Here is an 18,266-nt window from a genome sequence, read left to right on the forward strand (position 1 = left end):
ACCCTAGGGCGAAGGCGACTCGACCATCAGCGTCACCGGCCCGTCGTTGACGAGCTCCACCTCCATGTGCGCGCCGAAGACCCCGCCCTGCGCGCCGAGGCGCTCGCGGAAGCGCTCGTACAGCGGCTCGGCGTGCTCGGGCCGCGCGGCGGCGACGTAGGACGGACGCGTGCCCTTGCGCGCGTCGCCCAGCAGGGTGAACTGGGAGACGACGAGGACCTCGCGGTCGCCGAGCGCCTCGTCCATCCTGCCCGAGGCCCCCGAGAAGATCCGCAGCGCCCGCACCTTGTCCGCGAGCCAGTCACACGCCCGCTCATCGTCCCCGTGGCCCACGCCGAGCAGGACGAGCAGGCCCGCGCCGATCGCGCCGACCTCCTCGCCGTCGACCCGCACCGCCGCCCGGCTCACCCGCTGCACCAGCGCCCGCACGCAGGGCATCGTGGCAAGCCGGCGCCCGTGGATCTGTCCGCCCGCGGGTTGCGCTCAGCACCCACGCTGGTAGACAAGACCCTGCGTGAGCGACCACGACGTCGACCCGCAGGAGACGCAGGAGTGGCTCGAGGCGCTCGACGACGTCGTGGCCACGGACGGGCTCGGCCGTGCCCACGAGCTGCTGGAGGCGCTGCTCGAACGGGCCGGGCGCTCCGGTGTGGCCGTGCCGGCGGGCCTCAACACGCCGTACGTCAACACGATCCCGGTCGAGGCCGAGCCGCCGATGCCCGGCGACCCGGCGGTCGAGCAGCGGGTGCGCGCGCTCGTGCGCTGGAACGCGCTGGCGACGGTGCTGCAGGCCAACGCCGAGTCCTCGGAGCTGGGTGGGCACATCGCCTCGTTCCAGTCGGCCGCGACGCTCTACGAGGTCGGCTTCAACCACTTCTGGCACGCGCCGTCGGCCGAGCACGCCGGCGACCTCGTCTTCATCCAGGGCCACTCGTCGCCCGGCGTCTACGCCCGCGCGTTCCTCGAGGGGCGCATCTCCGAGGAGGAGATGAAGCGCTTCCGGACCGAGGTCGGCGGCGGCGGGCTGAGCTCGTACCCGCACCCGTGGCTCATGCCGCGCTTCTGGCAGTTCCCGACGGTCTCGATGGGCCTCGGGCCGCTCATGGCGATCTACCAGGCGCACTTCATGAAGTACCTCAGCGGCCGCGGGATCGCCGACACGGGCGGCCGCAAGGTCTGGGCCTTCCTGGGCGACGGCGAGATGGACGAGCCCGAGTCGATGGGCGCGCTCTCGCTGGCCGGCCGCGAGAAGCTCGACAACCTGGTCTTCGTCATCAACTGCAACCTGCAGCGCCTCGACGGCCCCGTCCGCGGCAACGGCAAGATCATCCAGGAGCTCGAGACGAACTTCCGGGGCGCCGGCTGGAACGTCATCAAGGTCGTCTGGGGCTCGCGCTGGGACCCGCTGCTGGCCGCCGACGGGCAGGGCCTGCTGCGCCGCCGGATGGAGGAGGCGCTGGACGGCGACTACCAGACCTACAAGTCGCGCAACGGCGCCTACGTGCGCGAGCACTTCTTCGGGGCCGACCCGCAGCTGGCGGCGATGGTCGCCGACATGAGCGACGACGAGATCTGGCAGCTCAACCGCGGCGGCCACGACCCCAACAAGGTCCATGCCGCGTACGCCGCCGCCGTCGCCCACACCGGCCAGCCCACGGTCATCCTCGCCAAGACGATCAAGGGCTACGGGATGGGCGAGGCCGGCGAGGGCCAGAACATCACCCACCAGCAGAAGAAGATGGGCGAGGGTGCGCTCTTCGCGTTCCGCGACCGCTTCGGCCTGTCGCTCTCCGACGACCAGGTCCGCGCCAAGGCGTTCCTCAAGCCGCCCGACGACTCCGAGGAGGCGCGCTACCTGCGCGAGCGCCGCGACGCCCTCGGCGGGTCGCTGCCCGCCCGCGTCGTCGAGCCCAAGCCGCTGGCCGTCCCGTCGCTCGACGCCTTCCGCTCCGTGCTCGAGGGCACCGGCGAGCGCGAGGTCTCCACGACGATGGCCTTCGTGCGCGTGCTCGCGGCGATCCTGCGCGACAAGGCGCTCGGCCCGCGCGTGGTGCCGATCGTCGCCGACGAGTCGCGCACGTTCGGCATGGAGGGCATGTTCCGCCAGCTGGGGATCTTCAGCCAGGTCGGGCAGCTCTACCAGCCCGAGGACCGCGAGCAGCTCATGTTCTACCGGGAGGACCGCGCCGGCCAGATCCTCCAGGAGGGCATCAACGAGGCGGGCGCGACGGCCTCCTGGATCGCCGCGGCGACGTCGTACGCCAACCACGGCGAGCCGATGATCCCCTTCTACATCTTCTACTCGATGTTCGGCTTCCAGCGGGTGGGCGACCTGCTGTGGGCGGCGGGGGACAGCCGCGCGCGGGGCTTCCTGCTCGGCGGGACGTCGGGTCGCACGACGCTCAACGGCGAGGGGCTGCAGCACGAGGACGGCCACAGCCAGGTCATGGCCGCCGCGTACCCCACGTGCATCTCCTACGACCCGACCTACGGCTACGAGGTCGCGACGATCGTGCAGGACGGCCTGCGGCGCATGTACGCCGAGGAGGAGGACGTCTTCTACTACCTGACCCTCCTCAACGAGAACTACCCGCACCCGCCGATGCCCGAGGGCGCGGCGGAGGGCGTGCTCAAGGGGATGCACCGCATCCGGGCGGTCGAGGGCGCGGCGGACGACGCGCTGCGCGTCCGGCTCGTCGGGTCCGGCGCGATCCTGCGCGAGGTCGAGGCGGCGGCCGACCTCCTGGCCGCCGAGTGGGACGTCCACGCCGACGTCTTCAGCGCCACGAGCCTCACCGAGCTGCACCGCGACGGCATGGACGCCGAGCGCGAGGCGCGCCTGCACCCCGAGTGGCAGCCGCGCCGGCCGTGGGTCGCCGAGCAGCTCGCGCTCGGCCGCGGCCCGACCATCGCGTCCACCGACTACATGCGGCTCTACGCCGAGCAGATCCGGCCCTTCGTCGACGGGAGGTACACCGTGCTGGGCACCGACGGCTTCGGCCGCTCCGACTACCGCCGGACGCTGCGCCGGTTCTTCGAGGTCGACCGCCACCACGTGGTCGTCGCCGCGCTCGACGCGCTCGCGCAGGACGGCACGCTGCCGGCCGGCCGCGTGCGCGAGGCGCTGGACCGCTACGGCATCGAGCCGGGGACGGAGGCGCCGTGGCGCCGGTAGAGGTCGTCGTCCCCGACATCGGGGACTTCTCCGACGTCCCGGTCATCGAGGTGCTCGTCGCCGTCGGTGACACGGTCGGCGAGGAGGACCCGCTCGTCACGCTCGAGTCCGACAAGGCGACGATGGACGTCCCGTCGCCCTTCGCCGGCAAGGTCACCGAGCTGAAGGTCAACGTCGGCGACAAGGTCAGCGAAGGCGATGTGCTCGCGCTCGTCGAGGCCGGCGACGCGGGAGCCGCCGAGGCCACGCCGCAGGCCGAGCCGCCGGCCAGCGAGGCCGGCGCCGAGTCGTCGGTCGAGAGCGCGGTGGCGGCCGAGGCCCAGGCCGCGGGTCCCGAGGACGCCGAGGCGCCGCCGCCCGAGCCCGAGGTCCACCAGGTCCCGCCGCCCGACCATGCCGGGGAGTCGCTGCACGCGAGCCCCGCGGTGCGCCGGCTGGCCCGCGAGCTCGAGGTCGACCTCTCGACGGTGCGCGGCACGGGCCGCAAGGGGCGCATCACCAAGGACGACCTGCGCCGCGCCATCGCCGGCACCGGTCCCGCGGGCACGGGCGCCGGGGCGACCGACCTGGGCCTCGCGCCGTGGCCCGTCGTCGAGCACGAGCGCTACGGCCCGGTCGAGCGCGTCCCGCTCTCGCGGATCAAGCGCATCAGCGGCCCGAACCTCGCGCGCAACTGGGTCCGCATCCCGCACGTCACCCAGCACGACGAGGCCGACGTCACCGAGCTCGAGGCGTTCCGCAAGCGCACGAACGCCGAGCAGAGCGAGGCGAAGGTCACGATGGTCGCGCTGCTGCTCAAGGCGTGCGTCGCGTCGCTCAAGGCCTACCCCGAGGTCAACTCGTCGCTGGACGGCGAGGAGCTCGTCCTCAAGCGCCACTACCACCTGGGCTTCGCGGCCGACACGCCGGGCGGCCTCGTCGTCCCGGTGATCCGCGACGTGGACCAGAAGGGCCTGCTCGACCTCGCCAAGGAGCTCACGACGCTGTCGAAGAAGGCCCGCGACGGCAAGCTCACGCCCGGGGAGATGTCGGGCGGCACGTTCACGATCTCGTCGCTGGGCGGCATCGGCGGCACGGCGTTCACGCCGATCGTCAACGCGCCGCAGGTGGCGATCCTCGGCGTGTCGCGCAGCGCGATGAAGCCCGTGTGGGACGGCACGCAGTTCGTGCCGCGGCTCATGCTCCCGCTCTCGCTGAGCTACGACCACCGCGTGATCGACGGCGCCCTGGCGGCGCGCTTCTGCGTCCACCTCGCCGACGTGCTGAGCGACATGCGGCGCGTCCTCCTCTAGGCGATGGCCGACCGCAAGCAGCTCGTGGTGCTCGGGTCGGGGCCGGGCGGCTACACCGCCGCGTTCCGCGCGGCCGACCTCGGCCTCGACGTCACGCTCGTCGAGCGCCACGAGCGCCTCGGCGGCGTCTGCCTCAACGTCGGCTGCATCCCGTCCAAGGCGCTGCTGCACGTCGCGAAGGTGCTCGCCGAGGCGGGCGAGGTCGCGGAGGCCGGCGTCGCGTTCGGCGAGCCCACCATCGACCTCGACGGCGTGCGCGGCTTCAAGCAGGGGGCGGTCGACCGGCTCACCGGCGGCCTGACCCAGATGGCCAAGGGCCGCAAGGTCTCCGTCGTCCGCGGCGAGGCCCGCTTCACCGGGCCCAACGCGCTCGAGGTCGGCGGCGAGGCGCTGGAGTTCGAGCACTGCATCGTGGCGGCGGGGTCCAGCGCGGTGCGCCTGCCGGGCGTGCCGGCGGACGACCCGCGGGTCATGGACTCCACGCGCGCGCTCGAGCTCGAGGAGGTCCCCGAGCGGCTGCTCGTCATCGGCGGCGGGATCATCGGCCTGGAGATGGCGACGGTGTACGACGCGCTGGGCAGCGCGGTCACGGTCGTCGAGCTCGCCGACGGGCTCATCCCGGGGGCCGACCGCGACCTCGTCAAGCCGCTCGCGCAGCGGATCGAGGGCCGCTACGCGGCGGTCCACACCTCCACGGCGGTCGAGGCCGTCGAGCCCCAGGACGACGGCCTGCTCGTGCGCTTCGCCGAGGGCGGCCCCGAGCCGGCGACCTTCGACCGCGTGCTCGTGGCGGTCGGGCGGCGGGCCAACGGCGACGCGCTGGGGCTCGACGCCGCGGGCGTGACGGTCGGCGAGCGCGGCGTGGTCCCGGTCGACGCGCAGCTGCGCACGAACGTCCCGAGCATCCTGGCCATCGGCGACCTCGTGGGCGAGCCGATGCTCGCGCACAAGGCGATGCACGAGGCGAAGGTCGCGGCCGAGGTCGTCGCCGGTCACAAGGCGGCGTTCGACCCCGTCGCGATCCCGGCGGTCGCCTACACCGACCCCGAGCTGGCCTGGGCCGGGCTCACCGAGACCAAGGCCAAGGCCGAGGGCAGGGAGGTCGAGGTCTCCAAGATGCCGTGGTCGGCGTCGGGGCGGGCGCTGTCGGCCGGGCGTCCCGACGGCCTCACGAAGGTCCTCTCGGACCCCGAGAGCGGCCGCGTCCTCGGCGTCGGCGTCGTCGGCGTGAACGCCGGCGAGCTCGTGGCCGAGGCGGTGCTGGCGATGGAGATGGGCGCCGACGTCGAGGACCTCGGCCTCACGATCCACCCCCACCCGACGCTCTCGGAGTCGCTGGGCATCGCCGCCGAGGTGGCGGCCGGCACCGTGACGGACCTGCCGCCCAAGCGGCGCCGGCGCACCAAGGCGTGAGCAGCAGGGGTCAGACCCCTCCGTCTCACGGGCGGCGCCGGCGCGCCTCCGAGGGCTAGGCCGCGGCGGTCGCGGGGACGGGCCAGAGCTCGTCGACCGCCCGCTCGGCGGCGGCGAGGCTCTCCGCGGCCAGCGGGCGTAGCTCGGCCATCGCCGGGTTGACGTCGGCGAGGGTCAGCTCGGCGGTGATGAAGCGCGGCTCGAGGCCGGTCAGCGAGAGGCCGTGGGGCAGCCACGGCTGCGCGTGGTCCCAGCCCTCGCGCGGCGTGCCCGGGCCGTAGCCGCCGCCGCGGGCCTGCAGGACGACGAGGTCCCGGCCGCCGAGGAGGCCGTCGCCCGTCGCGGGGTCGTAGCCGATGCCGGGGGCGACGAGGTGGTCGACCCACGCCTTGACCGTCGACGGCGGGCCGAAGTTGTAGAGCGGCAGGCCGAGCACGACGACGTCCGCGGCGAGGGTCTCGTCGGCGAGCTCGCGGGCCAGCGCGTGGGCGGCGGCCTGCTCGGGCGTGTGCTGCTCGGCGGGGACGTTGCGCGCCTCGAGGGCGACGTGGTCCAGGTGGGGCAGCGGGTGGGCGCCGAGGTCGCGGCGGGTGACCGTGCCGGTCGGGTGGGCGGCCTTCCAGGCGGCAACGGCGCGGTGGCTGAGGGCGCTGCTCACCGAGCGGTCGCCCTGGATGGTCGCGTCGAGGTGCAGCAGATGGGGCATCAGATGTCGTCCTCTCCAGATGGTTTGTGTGACGCAACGCAGTTGTAGCACACAAGTGGACTGTGGTCCGCAAAGTGGTCGTGGGACACCCCTACACTCGGTCCATCGCTGCATCCGCCCACACGACCGGCTCGCAGAGCGCCGCACCGCTGCTGGACCACCTGGCCCGGCTCACCCGGGCGCGCTCCGAGGCGGTGCTCGGGAAGCTCGGCCTGCGACCGCGCCACCTCGTCTGCCTGACCGTCCTGCGCGACCACGGCGAGGTCTCCCAGCAGGACCTCGCTTCGGTGCTGCGCATGGACCGCACGAACCTCGTCGGCCTGCTCAACGAGCTCGAGGAGCAGGAGCTGATCGCCCGGCGGCGCTCCAAGGAGGACCGCCGCCGCCACGTCGTCGGCCTGACGACCGCCGGCGAGCGCCGTCTGCGCAAGGCCGAAGCCGCGCTGGGCGACGTCGAGGACGAGGTCCTGGGCGCCCTCGACGCGGACGAGCGGGCGACGCTCTACCGGCTGCTGCGCCAGGCGACGGGGAGCCACATGGACTGCGCCGCGGCCGTCGTCGAGGCGCAGGCCGACGGCGACGACGCCTGCTGAGCGCTCAGACGAACGGCGAGACCGCGATCGCGGCGAGGACGGCGGCGGCGGTCGACCACGCGAGGGCCGAGGCGACGAGGCGCAGGTCGAGCCCGAAGACGTGGGCGACGACGAGCGAGTTGATGCCGCTGGGCATCGCCGCCAGCACGTAGTAGGCGTCGGGGACGTCGACGGACGTGGCGGCGGCGAACGCCGCGAGCAGGATGGGGGCCGCGACCAGGCGCAGGCCGACGACGAGCGCCACGGGCGTGCTGAACGGCGGGGGGAAGCGCAGCTGGCCGTCCTCGGCCTCGTGCGTGAGGTTCACCCCCAGCAGGAAGAAGCCGACCGGCAGCAGCGCGGCGGCGGCGAGCTCGGCGACGTCGACGACCGCGTCGGGCGCGAGCTCCTTCGGCGCGAGCAGCCCGAGCACCACGGCGGGGAGCACCGGGTTGCGGGTGAAGAACGCCCGCACGCGCTGGCGCGCCGTCTCGCCCGCCCGCGTGCCGAGCGCGGCGCCCGAGCCGAAGCCGACGGTGTAGAGCATCACCGCCGAGACCAGCGAGTCGTAGGCGACGGCGAGCGCGACGCTGTCGGTCCCGAAGAACGCGATGCACAGCGGGATGCCGAGGTAGCCGGTGTTGGCCAGCGAGGTCGTGACGACCACGGCTCCCGTGGCGCCGCGGCCGAGGCGCAGCAGGCGGGTCGCCACGAGGTAGGCCGCCGTCGTGACGATCGCCAGCTCGGCGTAGACGAGCAGCAGCCCGACCCCGACGCCCTCGGTCAGCTCGAGGTGCGCCGTGACGAAGAAGGCGATCGGCGGCAGCAGGACCCAGAGGATCAGCCGGACGAGGCGGTCGGTGAGCGCCGTCGCGCGGTCGCCGAGGCGGCGGTCGGCCCAGACCCCCGCGGCGGTCGAGACGGCGATCGCCAGGACGACCCAGACCACGGCGGCGCCCTAGCCGGCGGCGGCGCGCAGCTGCGCCGCGACGTCCTCGGGCGCGACGGGCGTGACGCCCAGGCCGGTGCCGAGCTCGAGGCCCGCCTGGTGGGCCAGGCGCGGGAGCACGTCGATGCGCCAGCAGAAGCGCTCGGCGCCGCGGGGCGCGGTGCGGATCCAGAGGTTGAGCGGCGGCATCGCGCCGAGCACGCGGCGCAGGCGCTGGAGGGCGTCGTGCAGGAGCGCGGCGCCGCTCGGTCCCGCCTCGTCCTCCCAGCGCTCGCGACCCGCCCGCGGCGCGAGCAGCAGCTGGAACGCCGTGCGCGGGGCGTAGGCGGCGAGCAGGACGCAGTCGTCGTCGTACGCGACGAGGCGCTTGCGCTGCTTGACCTCCTCCTGCACGAGGTCCTGGAGCAGGTCGCCGCCCATCGTGCGCACCGCATGGGCGGCGAAGCGCTCGCGCTCGCGGGCGACCTGGGCGGGGACGAAGTCCAGCGCGACGAGCTGGGCGTGGGTGTGGGGCAGCGACGCGCCGCCCTCGGGGCGCTCGTTGACGAAGAGGTGCAGGCAGGCCGCGCGCTCGGCGTGCGCGCGCATCCGGGCCCGCCAGACGCCCATCGCCAGCTCGACCTGCTCGACGGGCAGGTCGCCGAGCGACTGCACGCCCTCGGGCGCGTTGACGACGACCTCGTGGGCGCCCGTGGCCGCCTGGGCGGTGAAGAGCTCGCGCCGCGCGACCGGCTCGGGCTCCTCACCCTCGGCGGTGACGACCGGGAAGCGGTTGGGGACCGCGCGCACGCGCCACCCCGGCGTGTCGGGCGCGCTGCCGTCCTCCCGGACCGCGTGGACCTCCGGCGGCGTCTCGTGCTCGTTGCCGGGGGCGAACGGGTCCGTCGCCGGGTCGACGGGCTGCGGCGGCGTCACCGGCAGGAACGCCCCGGGCCGGTCGCCGCGGTGCGCGGCGACGACGCTGCGCGTCCCGCTCAGCGGGTCGACCCGGACCTCGCTCACGCCACGTCCTTGGCCATCCAGCGGTGCTCGATGCCGGCGTCGAGGAACACGTCGCCCCACGCCGCGTACCCGGCGCGCTCGTAGAGCCCGATCGCGTCGAGCTGGGCGGTCAGGACGATGCGCCCGCTGCCCACCCGCGCGGCCCGCACGTCGGCCTCGTCGAGCAGCGCGCGGGCCAGGCCGCGGCCGCGCAGGTCCCGGCGGACGGCCATGCGGCCGAGCTTCGTCGCGGGACGCTCGCGATCGCCGTCGGGGCTGCCGTGCAGCAGCCGGCAGGTCGCCACGACCGTCCCGTCGTCGTCGACCACGACGAGGTGCTCGGCCTCTGCGTCGCGCCCGTCGAGCTCGTCCTCCTCCGAGACGCCCTGCTCGAGGCAGAAGACCTCGTGGCGCAGGGCCAGCGCGGCGGCGAGCTCGGCCTCGTCGACGACCAGGCGGGCGGTGGCGGCAGGCACGTCGCTCAGCGCAGCGCGTGGCGCTCGAGGTCGCGGAACAGCGCCTCCGCGGAGGCGTAGCCGCCGGCGTGCACGAAGCGCTCGCCGTTGCGGTCCTGGAAGACGGTCACGGGGTAGGCCGCCGACGCGTCGAGGCGCAGCGCGGCCTTCTCGTCGGGGTCCTCGAAGCTCACGTAGGCGACCGGGAAGCGCTCGAGGAAGCGCTGCGCGTCCTGCTTGTTGTCGCCCGAGTTGAGGCCGAGGAAGGCGATGCGCTTGCCGTAGCGCTCGACCGCCTGCTGGAGGAAGGGGAACTCGAAGCGGCAGGGCCCGCACCACGACGCCCACTTGTTCACGACGACCGGGTGGCGGCCCCTGAGGGCGTCGACGGTCCGCTCGACCTCGCTGGGGGAGGCGTCGACGATCGCGTTGGGCCGCGCGTAGCCGCGGGCGACCTCGGCGGGGGCGCCGCGCAGCGCCGCCTGCTGGTCGGCGAGCGAGACGGTCCGGGGCTTGGACGCGTCGTCGTCCTTGCCGCCCGCCTGCGTGAGGCCGATGACGAGGACGGCGACCAGGGCGACGGCGGCGAGGGCGAGGAGCGGACGGCGCATGGGACCCGTCGCATGATGCCACCGGGGCATTGCGGTACCATCCGGCGCACAAGCCGGGGGTCGAACGTCGTTCAGGGAGGTCCCCCGCGCTTCTCGTCCCCGTCACAGGGGCCACAGCAAGCCGTGCGACGTCCTGCCTGCACGCCTTGCCCTCCACTGCTGAGTCGTCCTGATGGCCGAGTCCACGACCGTGGCCGCCGAGGCCGCCATCCCCGATCCCGCGCTGGTGCAGCGCGCGGAGGCGTTCACGCGCGAGCGCTTCGTCCACGAGGGCGAGGACCCGGCGACGGCGCTCGCCCCTGGGTCGGCGCGCCGGCGGGCGCTCGACGCGGCGGTCCGCGAGCTCGAGGCGGGCGCGAAGGTCCCGTCGGCCAAGTGGCGCCGCCGCTACGCGCTGCTGCTGGGCCTCGAGCGCGTCCTGTCCGAGGACGAGCCGCACCTCGTCGACGGCACGAAGCTCCATCCCCACCAGGTCGATGCCCTCTCGGGCACGCTGGTCGCGCTCCTGGCGCGGGCCCAGCAGATCGACGACGCGGCGCCCGTCGCCGAGACCGCCGCGCCGGTCCTCGCGGTCGACGACGACGAGCCCGAGCCCGAGGAGGACGAGCCCGACGTCCCCGACGAGCCGCTGGAGCCCGAGCTCGCGGCCGACGAGGACGACGACGAGGAGGAGGACGAGCCGGAGGAGGACCCGGCCGCCCGCGAGGCGGAGGCCTTCGACGACGAGGCCGACCCCGACGTCGACGAGGACATCGACGAGGCCGCGGCCGACGACCCCAACGCGCACAAGCGCTTCTGGTTCGAGCACGCGACGGGCGCCGGCAAGACCGTCGCCGCGATGGCGTTCGTCGAGGCCTCGCGCACCGGCGGCGTCCTGATCCTCACCCACCGGCGCAACCTCGTCGACCAGTTCCTCGGCGAGCTGCACGACCGCGGCTACGGCGACCGCGAGTCCCCGCCGCTGCTGGACGGCGAGGGCCACGACCGCGTCGACGGTCCCGTCACGGTCGAGACCTACCAGTGGTTCGTGCGCAACGCCGGCCGCATCTCCGACGCGTACGGCATCGTCATCTGCGACGAGGCCCACACGGCGCTCGGCGACAAGACGTCGGCGGCGATCCGCGCGTGGACGGGCCCGATCTTCATCGGCATGACGGCGACGGGCGCGCTCATCGCCCGCCACGTCACCGACCTCTTCCCGACGCAGACCTCGCGCTTCGACCTCGCGCAGGCCGCGCGCCGCGGCGTCATCGCGCCGCTGCGCTGCATCCGCATCCCGCCGGGTCCGGGGGTGCGCACGATCGCGAAGGTGCCGCTGCGCAAGGGCGAGGTCGACGTCGAGTTCGACCAGGAGATGCTGGCCGAGCTGCTCGACCAGACGCCGTTCAACCTGGCGATCGCCGACCTCTACAAGACGCGCTTCAACGGCGTGCCGGGCGTCGTCTACGCGGCGGGCGTCAAGCACGCCTACAACGTCGCCGAGGCGTTCCGCGAGCTGGGCATGAACGCGCAGGCGGTGTCCGGGGAGACGCCCAAGCGGGAGCTCGCCGAGATCCTCGCCGCCTACGAGCGCGGGGACGTCGACGTCCTGGTCAACGCGCAGCTCCTCGCCGAGGGCTGGAACTCGCCGCGAGCGACGGTCTGCATGCACCTGGCGCCGACGGCGTCCAAGCGCATCTACCAGCAGCGCGTCGGTCGCGTCACCCGCCGCCACCCGGGCAAGGAGTCCGGGCTGGTCATCGACTTCGTCCATCCCGCGACGCGCCACGACGACCCGGTCGTGACGCTCCACTCGCTGCTCGAGCGCGACGTCTACCGCGGCGGGGCGATCGTCGTCGGCCCGGTGCGCCGCGGCCGCGGGCGGCGCATCCGCGTCGAGCGTCGCGTCATCCCGGTCGCCGCCGACGAGGATCGGCGTCACGAGGTCTTCGAGCGCGAGCTCTGGCGCATCGCGGTCGAGCACCTCGACTGGGGCGAGCAGCACATGTGGGCCGCGCTGGCCGGCGCGCGCGTCGCGCCCAGCGGCTGGCGCCGCGCGCGGGCGATGCTGCACTTCGACCGCACGGGCGAGCTCAAGGCGCGCTTCCTCATCACCGCGGTCGAGCGCAACAAGAACTCGCAGCTGCGCGTGCGCGCGCTGCAGGAGATCGCGCAGTCCCGCGACCCCGACGCGTTCGACCGCTCGGTCGACGTCGTCGGCACCTGGTCGCGCGACGAGCGCCGCGAGGGCGCGAAGGTCCTGCTCCAGGCGCTCGCCGAGCGGCGCATCGGCCGGCGCGACCAGGCCAACGCCTGGATCTGGCGGCTGGCCGAGTACACGCGCGAGATCCACGAGGAGTACGCGGTCCAGCGCTGGCCGGAGACGAAGCGGCTGCTGGGTCTCCTGGTGAACTCCAGCGGCGCGGCGCACCAGCGCAACGCCCGCCGGCTCATCCACGCGGCGCGCAAGCAGGACCGACGGCTGCAGGCCGCGCTGCTCGCCGCCGCGGTGGCCCACTCGCCGGGCGCCGAGACCGAGCTGCGCGACGCGCGGACGCGGCTGGCGCGCAAGCCCAGCGCGCTGTCGCGCGAGCTGCTGCGCAACTTCCCCAAGCGGCGCAGTGGACGCAACCGGCGACGCAAGAAGAAGGACGTCGGCGAGTCCCAGCAGGTCGAGGCCGCGGTCGCCGGGGCGGTCGTCGATGGCGAGGTCGTCGAGGGGGCCGAGGGCTCCTCGGGCGGCGACGGCGGTGACCAGCCGGTCTCGAAGTCCAAGCGCCGCCGGACGCGCCGCAAGGCCGCGGCCGCCGCGAAGGCCGCCGAGGAGCGGGCGGCGCGGGCCGAGGCCTCCGGCGAGGCGTCTGGCACCGACGCGGACGGTGGCGACGGCGCGGCGATCGACGAGGTCCAGGCGGCGACCGCCGAGGCGGCGATCGCCGAGACCGACACGCCGGTCGACGACACCGAGTCCGCCACCGCCGAGGCCGCGATCGCGGAGACCGACCAGCCGGCGCCGCCGAAGCCCAAGCGCGCGCGCCGCACGACGAAGAAGGCCGCCGAGCCGGTCGAGGCGGAGGCCGCGCCCGTCGAGACCGAGGCCGCCGACGCGTCGGTCGACGACGACCCGCCGGCCAAGCCCAAGCGCACCCGCCGCACCACGAAGAAGACCGTGGAGCCGGTCGAGGCGGACGTCCCGCCCGTCGAGACCGAGGCCGCCGACGCCTCCGTCGACGACGACCCGCCGGCCAAGCCCAAGCGCACGCGCCGTACCACCAAGAAGGTCGTCGCAGCCGAGGGCGAGCCGGACGCCCAGCTCTCGCTCGACACCCCGAGCGCCGAGCCGGAGGCCGACGCCGAGCCGCCGAAGCCCAAGCGCACCCGCCGCACCACGAAGAAGGCCGCGGAGGCCGAGCCGGAGTCCGCCACGGACGAGGCACCCAAGCCCAAGCGCACGACCCGCCGCAAGCCGGCCACCGTCGCCGCCGCCGAGGCGGTCGCGGCCGCCGCCGCGGAGGCCGACGCCCCCGCGAAGCCCAAGCGCACCCGCCGCAAGCCCGTGGCGGACGATGCGCTCGACGACGCGGCCTAGCCGTTCTGCGCACGCGGCTGCGGGTACGGTCGCGCCGTGAGCCCCTTCGGCATCGAAGCCATCCCCGCGGACGTCGCGAAGGCGCTGCGCTCGCTGCCCGACCTCGGCGAGCACCTCGCCGACGTCGCGAAGACCACCCGCGAGCTGCCGCCCATGGCCCGCGCGCTCGACGCCGTGACCGCGAACACGTCCACGCTGAGCGCGATCACCACCGACGTCCGCAAGATCGCCAAGGCGCTCACCACCATGCCGTCGATCGCCAAGGGCGTCGGCAGCGTCGCGCAGGACACCGGCGTCCTGCCGCAGGTCGAGCGGTCCATCCAGGACGTCGCGCGTGACACGAGCGCGCTGCCCGGCGTGAGCAAGGGCCTGCAGGACCTCGCCGGCGACATGGCCGAGCTCAAGGGCCAGATGGCCGCGGTCTCCGCCGCCACCGAGGTCCTCCCGACCATGGACGGCCGCATGGCGACGATCGAGGAGGCGATGCCGACGCTCGTCGAGGTCCAGCAGCACCTCGCCGCCCTCCCGGAGACCATGCGCAGCCTCGACCAGGGCATCGCCGGCCTCACGGACCTCCTCGAGCGCCTCGTCGGCTCCCTCGCGACGCTCGACGGCAACGTGTCGTCGTTGCAGGGCTCCGTCGAGCCGCTCAGCCGGCTCGCCGACAAGCTGCCGGGCAGCTCGCGGCGCGGCTGACTACACGCGGCGCCCGGCCGAGCGGGCGCCGTCGCCCTGCACCTCGTGCCGCTCGCCGTCGCTTGGCGCCGCCGGCATGGAGCCGACGCCGGGCGCGAGCGCGAGCTCCCAGCCGAAGACGCTCGCGTACGCGTGGCGTGCCGCGTCCGCATCGGCGGGTCGGCGGTCGGTCATGGAGGGGTGGGTCACAGCGCAGCGCTCCAGGTCGGCTCTCGGGCTGCACATCAAGACCGCCGGCGGGCGTGAACCTCATCGGTGACGCAGGTCAGAGGGGTAGCGTCGCCCGATGGGCACGGACCCGCGGCCGGTGACCGAGTTCGAGGACGACGAGGGCAGCAAGCTGCATGCCACGTGGTCGAGGTCGGGCAAGCGCCTGATCGTGACCGTCGAGCGTCGCCGGCAGTGGGCGCAGGTCGAGCTCCGGCCCGAGGAGGCGGCCGAGCTCGCGAGGTGGCTCACCGCCTCGGCCGGCTGAGCGGGCCGGCGTTCAGGCGGCGGCCGGGCCGGTGCCCAGGTGCACCTCGCCCGCGTCGAGCGCGGTCTGCCCGCCGCCCGGGAGCTCGACCACGAGTCGTCCCTCCCCGTCGACCCCTGCCCCGACGCCCTCGCCGCCCGTCCACCGGACGGGCTTGCCGCGCAGCGCATCCCGCGCCCGCCACGCGTCGAGCAGCGCCGAGGTGTCGAGTGCGAGCGCGCGGTCGAGCTCGCCGAGGAGGGTCTGGAGCGTCGGCTCGAGCTCGTGCGGCTCGCGGCCGAGGGTGGTCGCCGTGGCGTGCAGCTCCGGCGGCAGGTCCTCCACGCGGATCGCGACGTTGAGGCCGATGCCCAGCACCGCCCACCCCTCCTGCGGACGGCCCTCCGCGAGGATGCCGGACACCTTGCGCCCGTCCAGGAGGACGTCGTTGGGCCACTTGATCTGCGCGTCGTCGCCACAGGTGCGGGTGACCGCAACGGCCGCGACGAGCGGCAGCATCGGCGACAGGTCGCGCAGGACCAGCGACAGCAGCAGCGCGCGGCCCGGCGGCGCCGACCAGGTCCGGCCCTGACGGCCGCGACCCGACGACTGCGCGCCGGCGGTGACGAGCGTCCCGTGCGGCGCGCCGGCGGAGGCCAGCGATCGTGCGACGTCGTTGGTCGAGGTCGTCTCCCGCAGGTGCACGCGCGGGAGGCCGAGCGCGGTCACAGCGGCTGGATGCGGATCTCGGCGTCGACCTCGAGGCCGAGGACGTCCTTCGCCGATCCGCGGTTCACCGCGATGGACAACGTCCGGTACGCGTCCTCGTAGAGGAGGAGCTCGCCGGGCGGGACGTCGGCGAAGGTCGTCGCGTAGACCGCCTCGCGGTCGTCGACCAGCACGCGGTGGCCGAGGCGCAGGCCGGTGTCCTCGAGCTCGGTGTGCTCGACGTCGAGCGTCACGTTGCCGAAGCGGTCGAAGGCGATGGCGTGGCAGAGGACCTCGTCCTCGCCGGCGAAGGCCATCGGCATGTCGAGCGTGACGATCTCGCGCGGCTCCATCGGGTCGCCGGCGTCGGCCAGCGGCGCGCCGGCGGCGAGGTGCGCGGCGACGGGGGCGAAGATGTCGCGGCCGTGGAACGTCGCGGACGCCGGCTCGAGCCGGTAGCGCGACCGCGCGATGTCGACGACCTCCGCCACGCCGCCGAAGCGCTGGGCGGCGAGGTGCAGCAGGCCGTTGTCGGGCCCGACGAGGATCCGGTCCTCCTCCATGCAGCGCAGCGCGAGCGCCCGCCGCTCGGCCCCGACCTCGGGGTCCACGACGGCCAGGTGCACGCCGGCGGTCGCGTACGGCAGCGCCCGTCGGAGGGTCAGCGCGCCGGTCCGCACGTCGTGCCGGGGGACGCCGTGGGTCAAATCGATGACCCGCGCGTCCGGCGCGATCCGCGCCATCACCGCGTGGCAGACGCCGACGAAGTCGTCGTCGTAGCCGTAGTCGGTGAGGAACGTGATCGGGCGGGCGTCTGGCACGAGTTCCGACCCTAGCGGTGGGTAGGACCGGGCCATGAGCGATCTGTCCCGGGACCCGGTTCCGACGTCCGACGACGAGGCCCCGACCGGCATGCCCGCCGACGACGAGAGCCCGAGCGACCAGGCCGAGGGCGAGCCGCTCGGCGTCCCGGAGGCCGACCCGGACTACGAGGGCGGCGGGGACATGGACGACGTGCCGGGGATCCCGACGGAGGGTGAACCGCCCACCAGCGGCTGACGCTCCGTCCGCGCGCGGCAGCACCTGCGCTGCGCATCGCACCCAGGCGCGACGGGCTGATCCAAGGTGGAAAGTGCCTGGCACTTTCCCCCCGTCCGCGCGCGGTGAGGTGCGTCGCCCATGGCCCTAGCCTGAACGGCATGGCCACCGCCGTCCGGTCGCTCCCGACGTTCGAGAACACCTACGCCCGCGCGCTCGAGGAGCTGGTCCTCCCGTGGCGGGCCGACGAGGCCCCCAACGCGCAGGGCCTGCTGCTCAACGCCGGCCTCGCGCGCGAGCTCGGCTTCGACGTCGACGCCCTCGCGACGCCGGAGGGCGTCCAGCTGCTGATCGGCCACGGGCTGCCGGAGGAGGCGACGCCCGTCGCGATGGCCTACGCCGGTCACCAGTTCGGCGGGTACTCGCCGCGGCTCGGGGACGGCCGGGCGCTGCTGCTCGGCGAGGTCGTGGACGCGAGCGGCCAGCGGCGCGACCTGCACCTGAAGGGCTCGGGACGGACGCCGTTCGCGCGCGGCGGCGACGGCAAGGCGGCCGTCGGCCCGATGCTGCGCGAGTACCTCGTCAGCGAGGCGATGCACGCGCTGGGCATCCCGACGACGCGCTCCCTGGCGGTCGTGGCGACGGGCGAGGAGGTCGTCCGCGAGACGATGCTCCCCGGCGCGGTCCTGTCGCGGGTGGCGGCGAGCCACATCCGGGTCGGGACGTTCCAGTACGCGCTGCGCGCCGGCGGCCCGGAGCTCGTCAAGCGCCTCGCCGACTACGCGATCGACCGCCACTACCCCGAGGTCCGCGAGGCCGGCAACCCGTACCTCGCGTTCTTCGACCAGGTCCTCCAGGCGCAGGCCTCGCTCGTCGCGCGGTGGATGCTCGTGGGCTTCGTCCACGGCGTGATGAACACCGACAACATGGCGATCTCGGGCGAGACGATCGACTACGGCCCCTGCGCCTTCATGGACGCCTTCGACCCGGCGACGGTCTTCAGCTCGATCGACCAGGGCGGCCGCTACGCCTTCGGCAACCAGCCGACGATCGCCACCTGGAACCTCGCGCGGCTCGCAGAGTGCCTCGTCACCGTCGTCGACGAGGACCACAAGCAGGCGATCGAGCAGCTCACCGCAGTCCTCGAGACCTTCCCCGTCCGCTTCCACGAGACCTGGTTGCCGGGGCAGCTGGCGAAGCTCGGCATCGCCGAGGGCCGCGACGGCGACGACGAGCTCATCAACGCCCTGCTCAAGGCGATGCACGACAACGGCGTGGACCACACGTCGCTGTACCGCGCGCTGGCGACGGCGCTGCGCGGCGACGACGCACCCGTCCGCGCGCTCTTCGTCAGCGAGACCGACGTCGACGAGTGGCTCGAGCGCTGGCGCCGCCGGCTCGACGCCGAGGGGCGCGACGTCGCCGAGGTCGCCGACGCCATGGACCGCGTCAACCCGATCTACGTCCCGCGCAACCACCTCGTCGAGGACGCCCTCGCCATGGCGACCGCCGGCGACATGTCCTCCTTCAGCACGCTGCTCCACGTCGTCAGCCGGCCGTTCGAGGAGCGTCCGGGCCTCGAGGATCACGCGAAGCCCGCGGCGGACGGCGACGGGCCGTACGTGACGTACTGCGGGACCTGAGCGCG

The 18,266-nt window shown here is 74.4% G+C and carries 18 protein-coding genes; 9 read left to right on the plus strand and 9 right to left on the minus strand.

Annotation, left to right across the window (positions count from 1 at the left end):
- Window positions 1-3: 3 nt before the first annotated feature.
- Complete coding sequence (gene dtd / locus JUB12_RS15435) at window positions 4-429, minus strand: D-aminoacyl-tRNA deacylase (protein WP_205696303.1); 426 nt, start codon at window positions 427-429, stop codon at window positions 4-6.
- A gap of 85 nt (window positions 430-514) precedes the next feature.
- On the opposite strand from dtd, the gene aceE reads away from it, so the two are divergent.
- Genes aceE through lpdA form a run of 3 tightly spaced genes read left to right on the plus strand, consistent with a single transcriptional unit; the run spans window position 515 to window position 5,880 of the window.
- Window positions 515-3,175: a pyruvate dehydrogenase (acetyl-transferring), homodimeric type gene (gene aceE, locus JUB12_RS15440; RefSeq protein ID WP_205696304.1), complete on the plus strand. Its 2,661-nt coding sequence runs from the start codon at window positions 515-517 to the stop codon at window positions 3,173-3,175.
- A complete protein-coding gene (gene aceF / locus JUB12_RS15445; RefSeq protein ID WP_241004286.1) occupies window positions 3,163-4,467 on the plus strand; it encodes a dihydrolipoyllysine-residue acetyltransferase in 1,305 nt (434 codons plus the stop codon). Before aceE ends, aceF begins: the two co-directional genes overlap by 13 nt.
- Window positions 4,468-4,470: 3 nt before the next feature.
- A complete protein-coding gene (gene lpdA / locus JUB12_RS15450) occupies window positions 4,471-5,880 on the plus strand; it encodes a dihydrolipoyl dehydrogenase (RefSeq protein WP_205696305.1) in 1,410 nt (469 codons plus the stop codon).
- 55 nt (window positions 5,881-5,935) lie between these two features.
- Here the strand turns inward: lpdA and JUB12_RS15455 are convergent, their stop codons facing one another.
- Complete coding sequence (locus tag JUB12_RS15455; protein ID WP_205696306.1) at window positions 5,936-6,586, minus strand: FMN-dependent NADH-azoreductase; 651 nt, start codon at window positions 6,584-6,586, stop codon at window positions 5,936-5,938.
- Window positions 6,587-6,690: 104 nt separating this feature from the next.
- Between JUB12_RS15455 and JUB12_RS15460 the strand changes: the two genes are divergently transcribed.
- Window positions 6,691-7,179, plus strand: a complete 489-nt coding sequence (locus tag JUB12_RS15460; protein WP_205699795.1) for a MarR family winged helix-turn-helix transcriptional regulator — start codon at window positions 6,691-6,693, stop codon at window positions 7,177-7,179.
- Window positions 7,180-7,183: 4 nt separating this feature from the next.
- On the opposite strand, the gene JUB12_RS15465 is transcribed toward JUB12_RS15460, so the two are convergent.
- From JUB12_RS15465 to JUB12_RS15480, 4 genes are read right to left on the minus strand one after another with little or no spacing between them, the layout of a single operon-like run.
- The gene (locus tag JUB12_RS15465) at window positions 7,184-8,107 is read right to left on the minus strand and encodes an AEC family transporter (protein ID WP_205696307.1); all 924 of its coding nucleotides are present in this window, start codon (window positions 8,105-8,107) and stop codon (window positions 7,184-7,186) included.
- 9 nt (window positions 8,108-8,116) lie between these two features.
- Window positions 8,117-9,109: a DUF4921 family protein gene (locus JUB12_RS15470; protein ID WP_205696308.1), complete on the minus strand. Its 993-nt coding sequence runs from the start codon at window positions 9,107-9,109 to the stop codon at window positions 8,117-8,119.
- Window positions 9,106-9,564 (minus strand): GNAT family N-acetyltransferase, encoded by a 459-nt coding sequence (locus JUB12_RS15475; RefSeq protein ID WP_205696309.1) that lies wholly within the window; start codon window positions 9,562-9,564, stop codon window positions 9,106-9,108. The genes JUB12_RS15470 and JUB12_RS15475 overlap by 4 nt, the downstream gene beginning before the upstream one ends.
- Before the next feature lie 5 nt (window positions 9,565-9,569).
- Window positions 9,570-10,154 (minus strand): TlpA disulfide reductase family protein, encoded by a 585-nt coding sequence (locus tag JUB12_RS15480; protein ID WP_205696310.1) that lies wholly within the window; start codon window positions 10,152-10,154, stop codon window positions 9,570-9,572.
- A 172-nt stretch (window positions 10,155-10,326) separates the two neighbouring features.
- On the opposite strand from JUB12_RS15480, the gene JUB12_RS15485 reads away from it, so the two are divergent.
- Both JUB12_RS15485 and JUB12_RS15490 read left to right on the plus strand, forming a co-directional pair.
- On the plus strand, window positions 10,327-13,722 hold the full coding sequence (locus JUB12_RS15485; protein ID WP_205696311.1) for a DEAD/DEAH box helicase: 3,396 nt from the start codon (window positions 10,327-10,329) through the stop codon (window positions 13,720-13,722).
- 36 nt (window positions 13,723-13,758) lie between these two features.
- The gene (locus JUB12_RS15490; protein WP_205696312.1) at window positions 13,759-14,418 is read left to right on the plus strand and encodes a hypothetical protein; all 660 of its coding nucleotides are present in this window, start codon (window positions 13,759-13,761) and stop codon (window positions 14,416-14,418) included.
- Here the strand turns inward: JUB12_RS15490 and JUB12_RS15495 are convergent, their stop codons facing one another.
- A complete protein-coding gene (locus JUB12_RS15495; RefSeq protein ID WP_205696313.1) occupies window positions 14,419-14,592 on the minus strand; it encodes a hypothetical protein in 174 nt (57 codons plus the stop codon).
- Between the two features lie 112 nt (window positions 14,593-14,704).
- On the opposite strand from JUB12_RS15495, the gene JUB12_RS15500 reads away from it, so the two are divergent.
- Window positions 14,705-14,893, plus strand: coding sequence for a hypothetical protein (locus JUB12_RS15500; RefSeq protein ID WP_205696314.1), 189 nt, complete (start codon window positions 14,705-14,707; stop codon window positions 14,891-14,893).
- A gap of 12 nt (window positions 14,894-14,905) precedes the next feature.
- Here the strand turns inward: JUB12_RS15500 and JUB12_RS15505 are convergent, their stop codons facing one another.
- Both JUB12_RS15505 and JUB12_RS15510 read right to left on the minus strand, forming a co-directional pair.
- Window positions 14,906-15,601, minus strand: a complete 696-nt coding sequence (locus JUB12_RS15505; RefSeq protein ID WP_205696315.1) for a biotin--[acetyl-CoA-carboxylase] ligase — start codon at window positions 15,599-15,601, stop codon at window positions 14,906-14,908.
- Window positions 15,598-16,401, minus strand: coding sequence for an S-adenosyl-l-methionine hydroxide adenosyltransferase family protein (locus JUB12_RS15510; RefSeq protein ID WP_205696316.1), 804 nt, complete (start codon window positions 16,399-16,401; stop codon window positions 15,598-15,600). The genes JUB12_RS15505 and JUB12_RS15510 overlap by 4 nt, the downstream gene beginning before the upstream one ends.
- Window positions 16,402-16,435: 34 nt before the next feature.
- Between JUB12_RS15510 and JUB12_RS15515 the strand changes: the two genes are divergently transcribed.
- Entirely contained in the window at window positions 16,436-16,639 is a 204-nt protein-coding gene (locus JUB12_RS15515; RefSeq protein WP_205696317.1) for a hypothetical protein, read from the plus strand.
- Window positions 16,640-16,779: 140 nt separating this feature from the next.
- On the plus strand, window positions 16,780-18,261 hold the full coding sequence (locus JUB12_RS15520) for a YdiU family protein (protein ID WP_205696318.1): 1,482 nt from the start codon (window positions 16,780-16,782) through the stop codon (window positions 18,259-18,261).
- Window positions 18,262-18,266: the final 5 nt, after the last annotated feature.

This window comes from Conexibacter sp. SYSU D00693, assembly GCF_017084525.1.
Classification (GTDB): Bacteria; Actinomycetota; Thermoleophilia; order Solirubrobacterales; family Solirubrobacteraceae; genus Baekduia.

What these genes read in the sequence shown, in the direction of transcription:
- lpdA (WP_205696305.1), top strand. Translation starts at nt 4,471, where the DNA reads ATGGCCGACCGCAAGCAGCTCGTGGTGCTCGGGTCGGGGCCGGGCGGC.
- JUB12_RS15455 (WP_205696306.1), bottom strand. Translation starts at nt 6,586, where the DNA reads ATGCCCCATCTGCTGCACCTCGACGCGACCATCCAGGGCGACCGCTCG.
- JUB12_RS15480 (WP_205696310.1), bottom strand. Translation starts at nt 10,154, where the DNA reads ATGCGCCGTCCGCTCCTCGCCCTCGCCGCCGTCGCCCTGGTCGCCGTC.
- JUB12_RS15485 (WP_205696311.1), top strand. Translation starts at nt 10,327, where the DNA reads ATGGCCGAGTCCACGACCGTGGCCGCCGAGGCCGCCATCCCCGATCCC.
- JUB12_RS15495 (WP_205696313.1), bottom strand. Translation starts at nt 14,592, where the DNA reads ATGACCGACCGCCGACCCGCCGATGCGGACGCGGCACGCCACGCGTAC.
- JUB12_RS15500 (WP_205696314.1), top strand. Translation starts at nt 14,705, where the DNA reads ATGGGCACGGACCCGCGGCCGGTGACCGAGTTCGAGGACGACGAGGGC.
- JUB12_RS15515 (WP_205696317.1), top strand. Translation starts at nt 16,436, where the DNA reads ATGAGCGATCTGTCCCGGGACCCGGTTCCGACGTCCGACGACGAGGCC.
- JUB12_RS15520 (WP_205696318.1), top strand. Translation starts at nt 16,780, where the DNA reads ATGGCCACCGCCGTCCGGTCGCTCCCGACGTTCGAGAACACCTACGCC.